General features: G+C 55.5%; 14 protein-coding genes. 9 read left to right on the top strand and 5 right to left on the bottom strand.

Annotated elements, in window-relative coordinates; all coding sequences use genetic code 11:
• The first annotated feature begins 277 nt into the window (after window positions 1-277).
• Window positions 278-1,741 (top strand): EAL domain-containing protein, encoded by a 1,464-nt coding sequence (locus K5E19_RS03470; RefSeq protein WP_221549986.1) that lies wholly within the window; start codon window positions 278-280, stop codon window positions 1,739-1,741.
• 27 nt (window positions 1,742-1,768) lie between these two features.
• Here K5E19_RS03470 and K5E19_RS03475 read toward each other — a convergent pair whose 3' ends face one another.
• Entirely contained in the window at window positions 1,769-2,041 is a 273-nt protein-coding gene (locus tag K5E19_RS03475) for a YqjD family protein (RefSeq protein ID WP_221549987.1), read from the bottom strand.
• Window positions 2,042-2,175: 134 nt separating this feature from the next.
• Window positions 2,176-2,652 (bottom strand): GNAT family N-acetyltransferase, encoded by a 477-nt coding sequence (locus K5E19_RS03480; protein WP_221549988.1) that lies wholly within the window; start codon window positions 2,650-2,652, stop codon window positions 2,176-2,178.
• A 91-nt stretch (window positions 2,653-2,743) separates the two neighbouring features.
• On the opposite strand from K5E19_RS03480, the gene K5E19_RS03485 reads away from it, so the two are divergent.
• The 4 genes from K5E19_RS03485 to K5E19_RS03500 all read left to right on the top strand — a co-directional run bounded on the left by K5E19_RS03485 (window position 2,744) and on the right by K5E19_RS03500 (window position 7,093).
• Window positions 2,744-3,667 (top strand): LysR family transcriptional regulator, encoded by a 924-nt coding sequence (locus tag K5E19_RS03485; protein ID WP_221549989.1) that lies wholly within the window; start codon window positions 2,744-2,746, stop codon window positions 3,665-3,667.
• A 149-nt stretch (window positions 3,668-3,816) separates the two neighbouring features.
• Window positions 3,817-4,092 (top strand): metal/formaldehyde-sensitive transcriptional repressor, encoded by a 276-nt coding sequence (locus K5E19_RS03490; protein WP_003857256.1) that lies wholly within the window; start codon window positions 3,817-3,819, stop codon window positions 4,090-4,092.
• A 31-nt stretch (window positions 4,093-4,123) separates the two neighbouring features.
• Window positions 4,124-5,242 carry an S-(hydroxymethyl)glutathione dehydrogenase/class III alcohol dehydrogenase gene (locus tag K5E19_RS03495; RefSeq protein ID WP_221550029.1) on the top strand — a complete coding sequence of 373 codons (1,119 nt, stop codon included), beginning with the start codon at window positions 4,124-4,126 and terminating at the stop codon, window positions 5,240-5,242.
• 159 nt (window positions 5,243-5,401) lie between these two features.
• Entirely contained in the window at window positions 5,402-7,093 is a 1,692-nt protein-coding gene (locus K5E19_RS03500) for a methyl-accepting chemotaxis protein (protein WP_221549990.1), read from the top strand.
• Window positions 7,094-7,184: 91 nt separating this feature from the next.
• Here K5E19_RS03500 and K5E19_RS03505 read toward each other — a convergent pair whose 3' ends face one another.
• Both K5E19_RS03505 and K5E19_RS03510 read right to left on the bottom strand, forming a co-directional pair.
• A complete protein-coding gene (locus K5E19_RS03505) occupies window positions 7,185-9,569 on the bottom strand; it encodes a glucose/quinate/shikimate family membrane-bound PQQ-dependent dehydrogenase (RefSeq protein ID WP_221549991.1) in 2,385 nt (794 codons plus the stop codon).
• Window positions 9,570-9,830: 261 nt separating this feature from the next.
• The gene (locus K5E19_RS03510) at window positions 9,831-10,754 is read right to left on the bottom strand and encodes a LysR substrate-binding domain-containing protein (protein WP_100166697.1); all 924 of its coding nucleotides are present in this window, start codon (window positions 10,752-10,754) and stop codon (window positions 9,831-9,833) included.
• A 227-nt stretch (window positions 10,755-10,981) separates the two neighbouring features.
• Between K5E19_RS03510 and K5E19_RS03515 the strand changes: the two genes are divergently transcribed.
• Window positions 10,982-12,325 carry a VOC family protein gene (locus tag K5E19_RS03515; RefSeq protein ID WP_221549992.1) on the top strand — a complete coding sequence of 448 codons (1,344 nt, stop codon included), beginning with the start codon at window positions 10,982-10,984 and terminating at the stop codon, window positions 12,323-12,325.
• Window positions 12,326-12,367: 42 nt separating this feature from the next.
• The gene (locus K5E19_RS03520; protein ID WP_221549993.1) at window positions 12,368-13,873 is read left to right on the top strand and encodes a carboxylesterase/lipase family protein; all 1,506 of its coding nucleotides are present in this window, start codon (window positions 12,368-12,370) and stop codon (window positions 13,871-13,873) included.
• On the opposite strand, the gene K5E19_RS03525 is transcribed toward K5E19_RS03520, so the two are convergent.
• Window positions 13,860-14,702 (bottom strand): LysR family transcriptional regulator, encoded by an 843-nt coding sequence (locus K5E19_RS03525; protein WP_221549994.1) that lies wholly within the window; start codon window positions 14,700-14,702, stop codon window positions 13,860-13,862. The genes K5E19_RS03520 and K5E19_RS03525 overlap by 14 nt on opposite strands.
• 113 nt (window positions 14,703-14,815) lie before the next feature.
• Between K5E19_RS03525 and K5E19_RS03530 the strand changes: the two genes are divergently transcribed.
• Both K5E19_RS03530 and K5E19_RS03535 read left to right on the top strand, forming a co-directional pair.
• Window positions 14,816-15,985 carry a pyridoxal phosphate-dependent aminotransferase gene (locus K5E19_RS03530; RefSeq protein WP_221549995.1) on the top strand — a complete coding sequence of 390 codons (1,170 nt, stop codon included), beginning with the start codon at window positions 14,816-14,818 and terminating at the stop codon, window positions 15,983-15,985.
• A gap of 22 nt (window positions 15,986-16,007) precedes the next feature.
• Window positions 16,008-16,781, top strand: a complete 774-nt coding sequence (locus tag K5E19_RS03535) for a transporter substrate-binding domain-containing protein (protein ID WP_221549996.1) — start codon at window positions 16,008-16,010, stop codon at window positions 16,779-16,781.
• The last annotated feature ends 239 nt before the right edge of the window (window positions 16,782-17,020 follow it).

A 17,020-nucleotide genomic window follows, 5' to 3' on the forward strand; every position in this document is an offset into this window, starting at 1 on the left:
GTGTTTAATGAACCGATAGATGAAGTGTTAAGCCTTCTTTTTCGGAATATTCATTATACCTGAGAAAATGTTATTTGCGGTCGTTATTTGAAAAGAAAGATATATTTACAGTCATGATGATAGGCGGGTGATTAACGCAAAGATGTTCCGGTTAATGGCGTCGGTAACGATATCTTAACCTCTCGACGTGCTGTAAAATCATTATTCAAGCCAGGTGTATTCAGCTTTTTGCATTTATAAAAAATGAGATTGGCGCTTTCGTGCCCAGGAGCAGGTTATGACTCAAAAAACGTCTCTCAGAAATGCTGCTTGCGATGAGCAAACATTTGTCATCTCAACCTGTTGTTTCACATTTCAGGGATATTGTCTGCTGCTCAAACAGTATGGGATAAACGCCTCACTTATACACTTTGAGGAAGATGAGGTGCACCAACGAGAACTTGAGGATGTCGTTAAAAATCAGCACGCTAGAGTTTCTGTATTTCTTGGGAAGGGCGTTGTGGAACTTCTTGCCAGCCTGAAGCGGCTGGCATCAGTGCTGAACGCGCTGCCCGTTATTCGACGCGTAACCCTGTATGGTGACATCCCCGATGGTTGGCTCTATTGTACGCTGAGAAGTCTTTTAAATAATAGCCAGCAGTTGTCATTGATTCGTATATCCAGCGTTGCTGATTTGGCATCCAGCCTCAATATTCGCGGCGAAAAACTTAAGGATCGTTCACGATTATTACGCAGCCAATATATGGCATCCGCCAACCAGGTGAAAATAAAAGGTTTAACAAAAAGAGAGATTGATGTTTTATTACGTTTCTACCGAGGGATGTCCGTAAAAGAGCAGTGTGAAAGGGCAGGGTTGTCTAATAAAACTATTTATACTCACCGTAAGGAAGGGATGAATAAATTACAAGTGATTGGACAATGGCTAAACGATTCGCACAAATTAAGAGCGGAAGGTCGTGACGTCCTACCCAATAAAAATGAAGGATTCACCGATAAAGAAGTCGAAATTTATAACGCACTGTTTAAAGGGGAAATATTTCCAGCGTATCAGATCATTACCGATCGTGATAAAAAAGGGGTAGGCTTTGAGATACTCATACGCTGGAATAAAAACGGTAAAATTGTTGAGCCCGCCAGCTTCCTTAATGATATCTCACATCATGAAATATGGTTAAAGATTACGGCGCTGGTCATCCATGCCGCCGTTTGCGGAATTAATAAATATAATGGGAAGTTTTATTTTTCCGTGAATATTCCACCTCGTCTGGCCTCCGGAAATGCCTTGCCGGATATGGCCAGGAAGGCCACCGGCATGCTGCTCAAACCGCATTGGGCGAAAAAGCTGGTGTTTGAGTTCGCGGAAAGCATTGATGTGATGAAGGACAGCAGGATCCCGGAAACCATGCGTCTCCTGCGGAATACGGGGTGTAGATTATTTTTGGACGACTGCTTCTCCAACCATCACACCCTGTTCCCCGTCAGGCAGGTGCATTTTGACGGGCTGAAGCTAGACCGGGATATCGTTGAACATTTTGTGGCAAATGATAATGACTATCATCTCATTAAAGCGATACAAATTTATAGCGACATGACCGGAACGGATTGCATCGCAGAGGGTGTTGACAGTGAAGAGAAGTTTGAAAAATTAGTTGAATTGGGGGTGAAAAGTTTCCAGGGTTATTATCTGTCACGGGCTGTGAAAGAGGAAGAATTAGACAGAATGGTAAGACTTTTTAGCTAAAAAAAATAAAGCCCCGGAGGGCCTTTATTATTTTCGTCCCAGCAGAAGGCCGAGAACGATACCCACTGCACCGGCGGCAATGAGACCGGTCAGAGGATTATTCTTAACCGCCTCCGTTACGTCAGAAACGGCATCGCTGGCCTGCGCGGCATATTTTCTTGCCGCACCTTTGACCTGATGCTTTGGTGAATCTACGAATTCACCAAACTGCTGCTGCGCTGAACCTGCCAGTTCATCAAGCTTATTTTGGGCTTTGTCTTCAGCGAACTGGGTGTTTTTATCGGCATTGATATCAGACATGTTCACCTCCTTTAGTGAGTAATTAAAGGATAGCCGCTCTTTGCCGATGTGAGAGACGAAAGGTTTATTTCGGCCCCTGGCAGGGCTGTTTTCAGATATATCTCTGTGCGAGAGACTCGCACAGAGAGACGCTGTTATTCGGCAAAACTCAGCAGCGCTTCGCCATCAAGACGATAGCGAACCCATTCAGACTGCGGCAGCGCGCCTATGCTCAGGTAAAAATCAATGGCGGGCTGGTTCCAGTCAAGCACGCTCCATTCAAGGCGGCCGCACTGCCGTTTTACCGCGAGCTGCGCGATATGTTTCAGCAGCGCTCTTCCCGCGCCTTTTCCACGATAATCCGGGGAAATGTACAGGTCTTCCATGTAAATACCGTTGCGTCCTAGCCAGGTAGAATAGCTGGTGAAGAACACGGCATAGCCAGCGATCTTTCCTTCATATTCCGCGATCAACGCTTCGGTTTTACCGCCGGTGCCAAAGAGCGTTTCCCGGATCTCCTCTGGCGTGGTCACGACTTCTTCCGGCGCTTTTTCATACACCGCGAGCTCGTAGATCATGGCGTAAATTGCCGCCGCATCTTCGGGACGGGCCTGACGAATGGTTATGCTCATTGTTTTTCCTGTTTTTTTAGCCTGTATTTCGATTGATGGCGTTAAGCATACGGAGTATTGTCCGAAGAATTAAGTGCAATGAAATCAACGAATGATGAATATTATGCATCCGGCACTGAGACGCCTTGATTTAAACCTGCTGCCCGTTTTCGACGCGATTTACCGCCACCGTTCCGTTCGGCTGGCCGCTGATGAGCTGGCGATGAGCACATCGGCACTGAGCCATGCGCTGTCGCGTTTGCGCATCACCCTTAATGACCCGCTTTTTTTTCGCGAAGGGCATCGCATGTCCCCTAGCGTGTATGCCACTCAGCTTGCGCCTTCCATTGCTTCCGCATTGTCGTTCCTGAATCATGAGCTGACCCCACAGCCGGAGTTTGACCCGGCCAGCACTACCGAAAGCCTGCAAATTGGGATTACGGACTTTACCGCGCTGTGCATTTTCCCGGCGCTGATGCACAAACTGCAGCTTTCTGCCCCGGGTTTGCGCTTCGAATTGCGCTATCTGCCGCACAGCCCGGCACTGACGGAACTACTGGCGGGCGAAGTGGATCTCGCGCTGGGATTCAGCACTCAGGATGATATCCGGCACCCTGAACTGGAAGAGATAGACTGGTTTGAAGATGAGTATGTGGTCATCAGCAACGCCCGGCGGACGCGTCTGACGCTGGAGGATTATCTCGCAGCCCGTCACCTGGTAGTGACGCCATGGAATGAGAAGCAGGGCGTTCTGGACGTGCGGCTCGAACAGCTGGGCTATACCCGACAAATCGCGATCAAAACGCCGTCGATGCTCAGCGCACCGTTTATCGTTGCGGAAAGCGACCTGCTGATGGCGATCCCCCGTTTTGCCGCTGAGAAGCTGACGGCGGCAGCGGACCTGAGGATTTTTCCCTTACCGTTTTCGATACGCACGTTTGAAGTGAAAATTTATTCGCATAAACGCAGCGGCCAGCGAGGCGCGACCCGATGGCTAAAGGAAGAGTTGCAAATGCTGGCGCAGGCTGGCCGCTAAACGCCAGAATCCTGACCGAACTTGTAATTATTTGCTTGGTTTATGAGATGCAGTTGATGCGCTGCTGTTGTTGCAACATCAAATGGGAGGTTTACATCTTCAGACAACTAAAATACCATACCCCCCTATAGTATATTAACGGAGGGCGTATGCCGCATTCACCCGAAGATAAAAAACGCATTCTCACGCGCGTCCGTCGCATTCGGGGCCAGGTTGATGCCCTTGAACGTGCGCTGGAATCGGGCGATCCCTGCCTTGCCATATTGCAGCAAATCGCCGCCGTGCGCGGCGCTGCCAATGGTCTGATGGGCGAAATGGTCGAAATTCACCTCAAAGATGAGCTGGTGACGGGGGAGACAACCCCGGATCAGCGGGCAGTTCGGATGGCGGAAGTCGGCCATTTGCTGCGCTCTTATCTAAAATAAACCCACACACCTGACAAGAAGGGAAGACATGATGAAATCACGCGCAGCCGTCGCATTTGGTCCTGGCCAGCCGTTAAAAATCGTTGAAATCGACGTTGCACCGCCAAAGAAAGGCGAAGTGCTGATCAAAATCACCCATACCGGCGTGTGCCATACCGATGCGTTTACCCTGTCCGGTGACGATCCTGAAGGCGTTTTCCCGGCGGTACTCGGCCACGAAGGCGGTGGTATCGTGTTTGAAGTGGGCGAGGGCGTGACCAGCCTGAAGCCGGGCGATCACGTTATTCCTCTCTACACCGCAGAATGCGGCGAGTGTAAGTTCTGTAAATCCGGCAAAACCAACCTCTGCCAGGCCGTTCGCGCCACCCAGGGCAAAGGCCTGATGCCGGACGGTACGACCCGTTTCTCCTACAACGGCGAGCCGATTTATCACTACATGGGCACCAGCACGTTTAGCGAGTACACCGTCTGTGCTGAAATTTCGCTGGCGAAGGTCAACCCGCAGGCGCCGCTGGATAAAGTCTGCCTGCTGGGCTGCGGCGTAACCACCGGTATCGGTGCGGTACACAACACGGCGAAAGTGAAAGAAGGCGATACCGTTGCGGTGTTCGGTCTCGGTGGGATTGGTCTGGCGGTGATCCAGGGCGCGGTACAGGCGAAAGCGGGCCGTATCATTGCGGTGGACACCAACCCGGAGAAATTCAAGCTGGCGGGTGAAATGGGCGCGACCGATTTCGTGAACCCGAAAGATTACGAAAAGCCGGTGCAGGACGTTATTGTTGAGCTTACCGACGGCGGCGTTGATTTTAGCTTTGAGTGTATCGGCAACGTGAACGTCATGCGTTCCGCGCTGGAGTGCTGCCACAAAGGCTGGGGCGAGAGCATCATCATCGGCGTGGCGGGTGCGGGCCAGGAGATCAAAACGCGTCCATTCCAGCTGGTGACCGGTCGCGTGTGGCGCGGTTCGGCGTTTGGCGGCGTGAAAGGGCGTACCCAGCTGCCGGGAATGGTTGAAGATGCGATGGTCGGCAAAATTCAGCTGGATCCGTTCATTACGCACCGTTTGCCGCTGGAGCAGATCAACGAAGCCTTCGATCTGATGCACGAAGGAAAATCCATTCGTACCGTCATTCATTTCGGCGACAAGTAACTCTTCTGCCAGCGGTTTTTCGCCGCTGGCGTTTCTTTAATAATCTTCTCTAAAGTGTGACCAGTGCGGCGTTTTTAGCCGTAATCTAAATCCCTGCCGTGCCGATGACTATCTAACAGGCGTGTTTTTACGCATCTACCTATAAGAGAGTCGACGGTCATGGACAACACAACTTCGATGCAGGCGCAGCGCAAGCTGGGCTTCTTGCATCACATCAGGCTGGTTCCGCTGTTTTCCTCCATTCTCGGTGGCATTATTCTTCTGTTTGCCTTGAGCGCAGGTCTGGCGGGGTATTTCCTGTTGCAGGCTGATACCGATCAGCAGGATGTCACATCAGAAATTCAGGTGCGTATGGGGCTTTCGAACAGCTCCAACCATTTACGTACCGCGCGAATTAATATGATCCATGCCGGTGCGGCGAGCCGTATCGCGGAAATGGATGCGATGAAGCAAAACATCAGCGAGGCGGAAACACGCATCAAGCAGTCGCAGTCAAGCTTTACCGCCTACATGAATCGTTCCGTGCGTACCTCAGCGGACGAAGCGCTGGACGCTGAGCTGAAAGCACGCTACGACGCCTACATTGCGGGGCTGCAGCCGATGGTCAAATTTGCCAAAAACGGCATGTTTGAGGCGATCATCAATCATGAAAACGAAACCGCGCGCCCGCTGGATGACGCCTACAACGCCGTCCTGCTGAAGGCCATTAAAATTCGTACCGATCGTGCCAGCGCGCTGACCGCTCAGGCCCACACCCGGACACAGCTTGGGCTGATGTTTATGGTCGGTGCGTTTGCGCTGGCGCTGGTATTAACGGCCATGACCTTTGTGGTGCTGCGCCGGACGGTGATTAATCCGCTTCAGCGTGCTGCCACCCGCATTGAGAATATCGCGAAAGGTGATCTAACCATGCCGGACGATCCGACGAGCCGGAGCGAAATCGGTCGCCTGACGCGGGATCTGCAAACCATGCAGCATTCGCTGGTGACCACCGTAGGCACCGTGCGCCAGGGGGCAGAAGAGATTTACCGCGGCACCAGCGAGATCTCTGCGGGGAATACTGACCTCTCTTCTCGTACCGAACAGCAGGCAGCCGCGATTGAGCAGACCGCCGCCAGTATGGAGCAGTTGACCGCAACGGTGAAACAGAACGCCGATAACGCGCATCATGCCAGCAAACTGGCGGAAGATGCCTCCGGCAAAGCCAGCCGCGGCGGCCAGATGGTGTCCGGCGTGGTGAAAACCATGGGCAATATCTCGACCAGTTCGAAGAAAATTTCAGAAATCACCGCCGTGATTAACAGCATTGCCTTCCAGACCAACATTCTGGCGCTGAACGCGGCCGTCGAAGCGGCGCGCGCAGGCGAGCAGGGTCGAGGCTTTGCGGTAGTGGCGAGTGAAGTGCGCACGCTGGCAAGCCGCAGCGCCAACGCCGCGAAAGAGATTGAAAGCCTGATCAACGAGTCGGTGACGCTGATTGACCAGGGGTCAGGTGAAGTGGTCGCGGCGGGTAACACCATGAATGAAATCGTCGAGGCGGTGAAGCGCGTCACCGATATCATGCTGGAAATTGCTGCCGCGTCCGACGAGCAGAGCCGTGGCATTGTGCAGGTGAGCCAGGCCATTTCTGAGATGGATAAAGTCACCCAGCAAAACGCCTCGCTGGTGGAAGAGGCCTCCGCGGCGGCGGCATCGCTGGAAGAACAGGGCGCGCGACTGACCGAGGCGGTCGGGGCGTTTCGACTGAACGGTGCAACGGCGGGGCGTGCGGTAGCGTCTGCGCCAGTGGCGAAGGGCGTACCATTGCGCCCGGCGGCTACGGTTTCCGGAGATAACTGGGAGACGTTCTGAGTGGCGTATTTTGTCGGGTGGCGGCTTCGCCTTACCCGACCTACAAAACCCGACCTCCAAAAAAGGGACCTTTCGGTCCCTTTTTCACATCTTACTTTTTATCGGGTAACGCATACGCGATCACGTAATCACCGCGATCCGGCGACTGACGCGCACCGCCAGCGTTAATGATGATGTACTGTTTCCCGGTTTTCGGTGAAACGTAGGTCATCGGTCCGGACTGGCTGCCTACCGGCAGACGGTCTTTCCAGATCTCTTTCCCTGTGGCGGTATCAAACGCGCGTAGGTAGAAATCCTGAGTACCGGCAAAGAATAGCAGGCCAGACTGCGTGGAGAGCGACGCGCCAAGGGTTGGCATGCCGATTGGGATTGGCATATGCATACGAATGCCCAGCGGTCCCGTATCTTCCACGGTGCCGACGGGAACCTGCCACACCAGCTTGCCGGATTTCAGATCGACCGCTGACATGGTGCCAAACGGCGGCTTCTGGCACGGAATGCCCAGCGGTGACAGGAAGCGTTCGCGCATCGCGCCGAACGGCGTGCCGTCCATAGGCACAATGCCCATCTCAATGCCGCTTGCGTTTTTGGCAACATTTGCGCGAGGAACCATGTAGTTCGCCAGACCCAGACGCATATCGTTGACGAACATCAGGCCGTTGTTCGGGTCAACCGACACGCTGCCCCAGTTCATCCCGCCGAGAGAGCCAGGGAACTGCAGGGAGCGGTCCAGACCCGGCGGGGTGAAGACGCCCTGATGACGCATCTCTTTAAACTGAATACGGCACAGCAGCAGGTCAACAGGCGTCGCCCCCCACATGTCGGATTCGGTCAGCGTCTGGTTGCCAATCATCGGCATACCCACGGAATACGGCTGGGTTGGGGAGTAGCGTTCACCCTCAACGTTACCAGCCGGAACGGGACGCTCTTCCACCTTCGCCACCGGCTTACCGGTTTCGCGGTTAAGCATGAAGATCATACCCTGCTTGCTGGTCTGCACCAGCACCGGCGTGGTGCCGCCTTTACCGTCAGGGAGATCGTACAGCAGCGGCTGGGAAGGGAGGTCAAAATCCCACAGATCGTGGTGGGTGGTCTGGAAATGCCAGCGTACCTGGCCGGTTGTAGCATCGACGGCCACGATCGAGGAACTGTATTTATCGTCCAGCGCGGTACGTTCACCCGCCCAGAAGTCCGGGGTGGCGTTACCGGTTGGCAGATAAATCAGATTGAGCTTTGCATCGTAAGACATGGCTGACCAGACATTCGGCGTGCCGCGCGTGTAGGTCTGGCCTTCCGGCGGCAGGCCGGTCAGGTTCGGATTACCCGGATCCCACGCCCACGCCAGCTTGCCGGTGTGAACGTCGTATGCGCGCACCACGCCCGGTGGTTCACCGGTGGAGTAGTTATCCGCGACGCGACCGCCGACGACAACGACATTCCCGGCCACCAGCGGCGTCGAGGTCTGCTGATAATAGCCAGGCTTGATCTCGCCCATGCCCACGCTCAGATCCACGGTGCCGTGGTCGCCGAAGTCGTCGCAGACTTTGCCGTTATCCGCGTTGATGGCAATCAGGCGGGCATCGGTAGTCGGCAGGAACAGACGGCGAGGGCATGCCGCAGGCTGTGTCTCCGCCTGTGACGTTGTCACGCTGGTGCGATCTTCAAAATAGCCCAGACCGCGGCAGCGCTGCCAGTTAGGAGCCGTGGCTTTTGAATCGTAACGCCATTTTTCTTTACCGGAATCTACGTCCAGCGCCAGCACTTTGCTGTACGGCGTACAGACATACAGCGTGTCGCCAATCTGTAGCGGGGTATTCTGATCTTCCGCGCCCGAGCCGTTGCTCTGCGGAATGTCCCCGGTGTGCGCAACCCAGGCGACTTTCAGATCGCTGACGTTTTGCTTGTTAATCTGGTCCAGCGCGGCAAAGCGATCGCCGTGGGTCGTGTTCCCCCAGTGCGCCCAGTTTTTCTGCTGCTCGCCTTCGGCGACCGGTTTTACCGGCACCGCTTCATTCGCGGCAACCAGCGTCTGAGGCTTAAACATCCAGCCCAGGCTGACCAGCATAATCACGGCCAGCGCGGCGGCGATGCCAAAAGCGGGCGCTTTGTTAACCGGCGCAGGGGTATTCGCGGCGCGCAGGAAGGGCCACACGATGGCGCACAGGAACGCCAGCACGGCGAAGGTGAAGAGGCGGGAAAAGAGCGGCCAAAAATCCCAGCCAGCATCGCTTACGGCCCAGCAGATCGAGGCGATAAACGCGATACCATACAGCACCATGCCGCTGGTGCGGTTGGTGAAGATCAGGATGGCAGCAAACACCATCACCGCGCCCATGATCAGGAAGTACAGGCTTCCGCCCACTGTTGCGAGCTTAAAGCCCAGCCCGCCGACTGCCAGACCGATGAGCATCATCAGTCCGACAAGGAGCCACTGCAGGATACGAGGTAACCCGCGTGGCGCGCTGCCAAATGCCATGTCTATCTCCTTAAATACGCCCGTCCCCCTGGTGTGCTGTGCGCATCTGTACCAATTGGGTCATTCAGGACGGGCGTTATGCTGTTTTTACCGTTTGAATAGCGTGAAATTCACTCGTAAAAATTCGTGTGCGAACCATTTGGTGAATTCGCGGCTATGATAAAACTGTTAAATTGTTTTACGCAATTGTTAATGAATGATTTCGCATTATTTGCCCAGGAGAGAGTAAACCCGCCATCACGGCGGGTCAGGGCACGGACATCAGGCAGGCATGGACTTGCGGATTGCGCTTAGCAAAGCTTGAGCACCTGAGGAGAGCGGGGCATCAACCCGGGTCAGGATCCCAATAGGTTCTCCGGCCCCGGGTGACGTAACCGGGAGTGCGGTAAGGGTGCCACGGCGTAAATCGTCTTTGACAGCGCCTGAAGGGACGAACCAGACGTAGTCATAGTCCACGGTAAGCTGGCGCGAAAGGGAGGCTGACAGGGTTTCAATGCAGCCCGACGGCAGCGTGCACCCCTGCATTTCGAGTAGCGTTTCGGCACTCTGACGCGGGACCGTACCTTTTGGTGACACGACAACCGGCCACTCCATGACGCGGCTCAGGGTCACGGTGTCCTGCAGGAGCGGGTGATCGGGACGGACCACCAGCTTGAGTGATTCCAGGAAAAGGAGTTCGTAGTTGAGGCCGCTCATCAGTTCTGGATCGGACATTCTGCCAATTCCCAGATCCAGTTCGCCCGCTTTCAGCCCGGCAAGCAGCATCGTGTTATTCATGGTGGCGACCTGAATCGTGGCGTGCTTTTGCAGCTTGTGGAACTGCCCAATCACCGCAGGCAAAATGCCCAGCGCCGCGGTAGGAAGCGCGCCGACGCGAACGATATCGCTGGCAGGTTCCTCCTTCCGGTTTAACGCCTGGCCTGCCGTGTTGAGGGCATCCAGCACTTTTACCGCGTGCGTCAGAAATTGCTCGCCCACAAGCGTGAGCTGTGCGCCCAGACGACCGCGATCGAAGAGCCGCGTTCCGGTAAGCTGTTCCAGCTCGTTCAGGGTTTTTGAAAGTGCAGGTTGACTCAGGTTAAGGGTTTCAGCCGCTCGCCCCAGCGTTCCCTGTTGAGCGACGGCCACAAATGTATGCAAATGGCGCAAGCGTATGCGCTGACTGAAGAGACCATTTTTTTCCATAGGCGATGTTAAAAACAGAGCGACGCGGGTGACAAGTTAAGTTATTTAATTTTGATAACTTGATAGCAAAATATTTTTAACATTTGATCTGTTTGAGTTACAACCTGTTTTTGGAAATGGACAGGCTTTGACCACTCGTCTGCCTGGATCACAATTCGTAAATTCTTCCCGCCGGAAGGAACGGGCTTCTCTACACTCCAGGTAATATTCACTGGAGGCATGACATCATGGCGAACACCATCACGGCTGATGATATTCGGGAACACTTTTCGCAGGCTATGTCGGCGATGTACCAGCAGGAAGTTCCGCAGTACGGCACCTTGCTGGAACTGGTGGCGGACGTTAACCTGGCGGTTCTTGAAAATAATCCACTCTTACATGAACAGCTGGCGAATGCGGATGAACTCGCGCGCCTGAATGTCGAACGTCACGGCGCAATCCGCGTCGGCACCGCGCGGGAACTGTCAACCCTGCGCCGCATGTTCGCCATCATGGGAATGTATCCTGTCAGCTATTACGATCTCTCACAGGCGGCGGTGCCTGTCCATTCCACGGCGTTCCGCCCGATGGACGATGCGGCGCTGTGTCGTAATCCGTTTCGTATTTTTACCTCGCTGCTGCGCCTGGAGCTGATTGAAAATGTCGAGCTGCGCGAGCATGCCGCCGGGATCCTCGCCGGGCGGAACATTTTCACGCCGCGTTGCCTTGAGCTGATCGACCTGCATGAGTCAGAAGGCGCATTCACTGAAACGCAGGCGCGCGAGTTTGTTCAGGAAGCGCTGGAAACATTTCGCTGGCATAGCCACGCAACGGTCGACCAGGAAACCTATCTGGCGCTGAGCAAAGAACACAAGCTGATTGCCGACGTGGTGTGCTTCCCCGGTTGCCACATCAACCATCTGACCCCGCGCACGCTGGATATCGACCGGGTGCAGGAGCTGATGCCGAAGTACGGCATTGAGCCAAAAATCCTGATTGAAGGGCCGCCGCGCCGCGAGGTGCCGATCCTGTTGCGACAGACCAGCTTTAAGGCGCTGGAAGAGCCGGTTCTGTTCGCCGGGGAGCATAAGGGAACGCATACCGCCCGCTTCGGTGAAATTGAACAGCGTGGCGTTGCGCTGACGCCGAAAGGCCGGGAGCTGTACGACAGCCTGTTAAGCCAGGCTGGTACCGGTAAAGATAACCTCACGCACCAGTTGCATCTGCGCGAGGTGTTCAGCGCATTTCCGGACAGTGAAATGTTCCTGCGCCGTCAGGAGCTGGCCTATTTCCGCTATCGCCTGACGCCAGCGGGTGAAGCTCATCGCCACGCGTTTCGTCCGGGAGACGATCCGCAGCCGCTGATCGAACGCGGCTGGGTGGTTGCTCAACCTATTACCTATGAAGATTTTCTGCCGGTCAGCGCGGCGGGTATTTTCCAGTCCAACCTCGGAAATGAAACGCAGGCGCGCAGTCAGGGAAATGCCAGCCGCGAGGCCTTTGAAGCGGCGCTGGGCTGTTCGGTGTATGACGAATTCACGCTCTATCAGGAGGCGGAAGCGCGCAGCAAACAGCGTTGCGGTTTGCTCTGAAATCGTTACTCTGCAGGGGTGTGATGGAAAAAGAAGGTGGTTATGCAAAATCCCTCCGCCCCTGTGGTTGAAACGCGCCAGGGCGCACTGACTGGTTTCACGGATAACAATATTCATGCGTGGTGTGGGATCCCCTACGCCGCACCGCCCGTGGGCGACTGGCGCTGGCGCTCCCCGCGTCCGCCGGAAAGCTGGGAGGGCGTACGGCAGGCAACGACGTTTTCACCCTCAAGCTGGCAAAGCATCGAGTACTGCAAGGAGCTGGGCGGGGGCGATCCCGGCCAGTTCTCGGAAGATTGTCTCTATCTTAACGTCTGGTCTCCCGTCGATCGCGCCGGGCCGCTTCCGGTCATGGTCTGGCTGCACGGCGGCGGGTTCACGATTGGCGCGGGTAGCTTGCCGCCTTACGACGGTAAAGCGCTGGCATCGCGCGGCGTGGTGGTTGTGACGATCAACTACCGTCTGGGTCATCTCGGCTTTTTCGCGCATCCCGCGCTGGAAGGTGAAGAAAGCCGCGTGGTGCATAACTTTGCGCTGCTTGATCAGATCGCCGCGCTGGAGTGGGTGCGGGATAATATTGCCGCCTTTGGCGGGGATCCGAACTGCGTCACGCTGTTTGGTGAATCTGCGGGCGCGCGCAGCGTGTTGTCGCTGATGGCATCGCCGCTGGCGGAAGGGTTGTTCCATAAAGCGATCGTGCAAAGCGGGTACACCTTACCAGATACGCCCCGCGAGAAAGCCCTGCAAAAAGGGGAAGCGATAGCCGCCCATTTTGGGCTGGAGAACGCCACCTCCGGGCAGCTGCGCGCGCTGCCGCCGGAGGCATTCTGGCCGCTCGCGTCGCCGCTGAACGTTGCGCCTGCGCCCGTCGTCGGGGATTGCGTCTTGCCGGAAGCGATGCTGGATGTGTTCTTTGCCGCGCGTCAGCATCCCGTTCCGCTAATGATCGGGTCGAACAGCGATGAAGCCAGCGTGATGGCGGTGTTTGGCGTGGATCTGGCCGGGCAAATTCAGAAGCTTCGCCGGGAACGACGCTTTGGGCTGGGGCTGATTAAGCTGCTCTATCCGGGCGTGAAGGGGGATGAAGAGCTGGGGAGACAGGTGTGCCGTGATATGGCCTTTACCACCATGGGCTATGTGGCGATGCAGGCTCAGCAGCGTGTCGGCGGACTGTGCTGGCGCTACTGGTTTGATTATGTCGCGGAAGCGGAGCATGCCACCTATATCAACGGCGCCTGGCACGGCAATGAAGTGCCTTACGTATTCGATACCCTGGGCCAGGTGGAACCTTCACGTCAGTACGTGAACGAACGCGATCTGCAGTTTGCTGCCCAGGTCGCGGATTACTGGGTGAGCTTCGCGCGTGAGGCCGGGAAGCAGGACAGCTTATCCGGCCCGGTGCACTGGCCCGCGTGTCGCAAAGGGCGCGACGTATTGCTGCGAATTGGAGTGAATAAACATGCAGGTTTCAGGCTTGAAAACCGCTTTATGCGCGCCCGCATGAGTCTCTTCAAACGGGTGATGAAGCACCACGTCAGCCTCGATTAAGCAAACAGGCGCGAAACGCCGCCAGACCATTTTCCTCGCCTGGCGTTTCGCGCAGCACCAGCCGGTAGCTTGCGCCGGTTTTTATGCTTGCCTCATAAGGCCGCATCAGCCTTCCTGCGCGAACATCTTCCGCCACCAGCGTTTCGTCGGCAATGGCGACGCCCAGCCCCTGAATGGCGGCGGTAATGGCGAGATCCATGGTGTCGAAGTGTTGATTTTTGTGCATAACAAACGCCGCGCTTTCCTGTTTCGCCAGCCACAGTGACCAGTCGGTTTTATCTCTTGTCGGATGAAGAAAGGTCAAAGCGCCCAGCGCTGCGCCTGCCCGGAGCGGGCTAAGCACCGGCGTCAGCGCCTCTTCAAACAGCAAATCGCCCGCGCTCATGTGGGTGCCGAAAACAATGGCGGCATCGTAAGATTCGGTTTTGAAATTGACGTTGTGATCGGTGGTGGTGGTCAGCGCAATTTGCAGATCCGGCTGCTCGCGCTCCACCTCCAGCAGCCGGGGGATCAGCCAGCGCATGGCGCAGGTCGGTGCCTTCAGGCGAATGACGGTCTGGTGCGCCCGCGCCCGATCCGCGACGTTCAGTAACTGCGTAAAGGCGGATTGCATTTCTGGAAGCAGGGCGCTGCCCTGGGGAGAGAGCCGAAGTCCGCGCGCGTGGCGTTCGAACAGGGGAAAGCCAAACCAGGCTTCGAGTGAGGCAATTTTGCGGCTCACGGCCCCCTGCGTCAGGCAAAGCTCCTGCGCCGCATGGGTAAGGTTCAGATGACGCGCGGTGATTAAAAAGGCGTCGATGGCATTAAGCGGGAATGAACGGCGCGACATACTACACCTCAGCTATGCATTTTTCTCATGGCTATTATGACAACAATTCGATTGTCCCGACAGCACAGATGTTGTTTGAATAGTTATGCAATGTCCATGAGAAGGGAAAGAGGATGACTTTACGAACGCCTGTGCAAACGCGCTCCAAACTGCCAGATGTGGGAACCACCATTTTTACCGTTATCGGCCAGCTCTCGGCGCAGCATAACGCGATTAACCTTTCTCAGGGCGCACCAAATTTTTCCTGCGACCCGAAGCTGATTGCGGGCGTCACCCGCGCCATGGAGGCGGGGCACAACCAGTATGCGTCAATGACCGGCCTGCAGCCGCTCAAGGAACGTATTGCCGATAAAATTGCCACGCTCTACGGTACGCAGTATGACCCTGCCAGCGAGGTGCTGGTGACTGCCAGCGCCAGCGAAGGTCTCTATTCGGCAATAAGCGGGCTGGTGCATCCGGGCGATGAGGTGATCTACTTCGAACCGTCATTTGACAGCTACGCGCCAATTGTCCGTCTGCAGGGGGCAACCCCGATTGCCATCAAGCTCACCGTGCCGGATTTTGCCGTCAACTGGGATGAGGTTCGCGCTGCGATAACCCCGCGCACGCGCATGATCATCATCAATACGCCGCACAACCCGAGCGGCCAGGTCTTCTCCGCCAATGACCTGCAGCAGTTGGCGGCGCTGACGCGCAATACCGACATCATTATTTTGTCTGATGAAGTGTACGAACACGTCGTTTTTGACGGCGAGCCGCACCACGGCATGGCGACGCACCCGCAGCTGGCGGAGCGTAGCGTGATTATTTCCTCTTTCGGAAAAACCTATCACGTCACCGGTTGGCGCGTGGGTTACTGTGTTGCTCCGGCGGTACTGATGGACGAGATTTGTAAAGTCCATCAATTTTTAATGTTTTCTGCCGATACGCCAATGCAGCACGCGTTTGCTGAACATATGGTCGACCCGCAAACCTGGCTGTCGCTCTCTGCATTCTATCAACGCAAGCGCGATCTGCTGCACAGCCTGCTGGCCGATTCGCCGTTTACGCTGCTGCCGAGCGCCGGATCGTTCTTCATGCTGGCGGACTACAGCCAGTTCAGCGACGAGCGCGACAGCGAACTGGTGAAACGGCTGATCGTTGAGTACGGCGTAGCGACCATTCCGCTTTCGGCGTTTTATGCGGACGGTACGGATAATAAATTGATTCGTCTCTCTTTTGCGAAAGATGAGGCGACGTTACGGGCAGGTGCCCAAGCCCTGTGTCGGGTTAAACCACGCTGAGATAGGCTCTGAGGAGTTGTAGATGAAATTACGCGCGTTAGTTGTCGGCATGGGATTGCTGTGTACTTTTTCTTCCTTCGCGGCCACCGAGCTGCGTTACGGTCTGGAAGCAGAATATCCGCCGTTTGAGAGCCGCAATGCGGCGGGCGAACTGGAAGGGTTCGACGTTGAACTGGGCAACGCTATCTGCAAAGCGGCAGCGCTGAAGTGCAGCTGGGTTGAAACCTCCTTTGATGCGCTGATCCCGGGTCTGGTGGCGAAGAAATTTGACGCCATCAACTCGGCGATGAACATCACCGAGCAGCGCCGCAAGAGCATTGATTTTACCCAGCCGATTTACCGCATTCCGTCGCAGCTGGTGGGCAAGGCCGGTACGGCGGTAGACACGACGGCTGAAGGGCTGAAAGGTAAAACCATCGGCGTGCTGCAGGGATCCATTCAGGAAACCTATGCCAAAGAGCACTGGGAAAAACACGGTGTCACCGTGGTGTCTTATAAAGATCAGAATATGGCGTGGGGCGATCTGCTGAATGGCCGTATCGACGCCTCGCTGGTTATGTCCGCGGCCGGGCAGGCAGGTTTCCTCAGCAAGCCGCAGGGGAAAGGGTTTGGCTTTATCGGCAAACCGGTGTCTGACGACACTATCCTCGGTAGTGGGATCGGTTTTGGGTTGCGCAAAGGTGACGAGGCCACCAAAAAGCAGCTTGATGCCGCGATTGATAAAGTACGTGCCGACGGCACGATCGCTAAACTCGCTGATAAGTACTTTCCGGGTATCGATGTCAGCGTAAAATAACCGCCTCATTAGCCCCGGCGAACGATGTCGCGCCGGGGCATTTTTCTACACATTTTCCAGGCTTTCTTTACACCACTTTCGGGCCGTTCTGGTCGACAGAAAATATTTCTCACTTTGTTCATATAATCACCGGCCAACAATTGGATTCTTAACCATTTTTGTTTAGGCTGTGCGTTCTTTCTTGCCGTCATTTCGCCGCGCGCGAAACACATTCACACGACCATAAGGACGTTTTTTCA

This window comes from Enterobacter sp. RIT637, from assembly GCF_019718755.1.
GTDB lineage: Bacteria > Pseudomonadota > Gammaproteobacteria > Enterobacterales > Enterobacteriaceae > Enterobacter.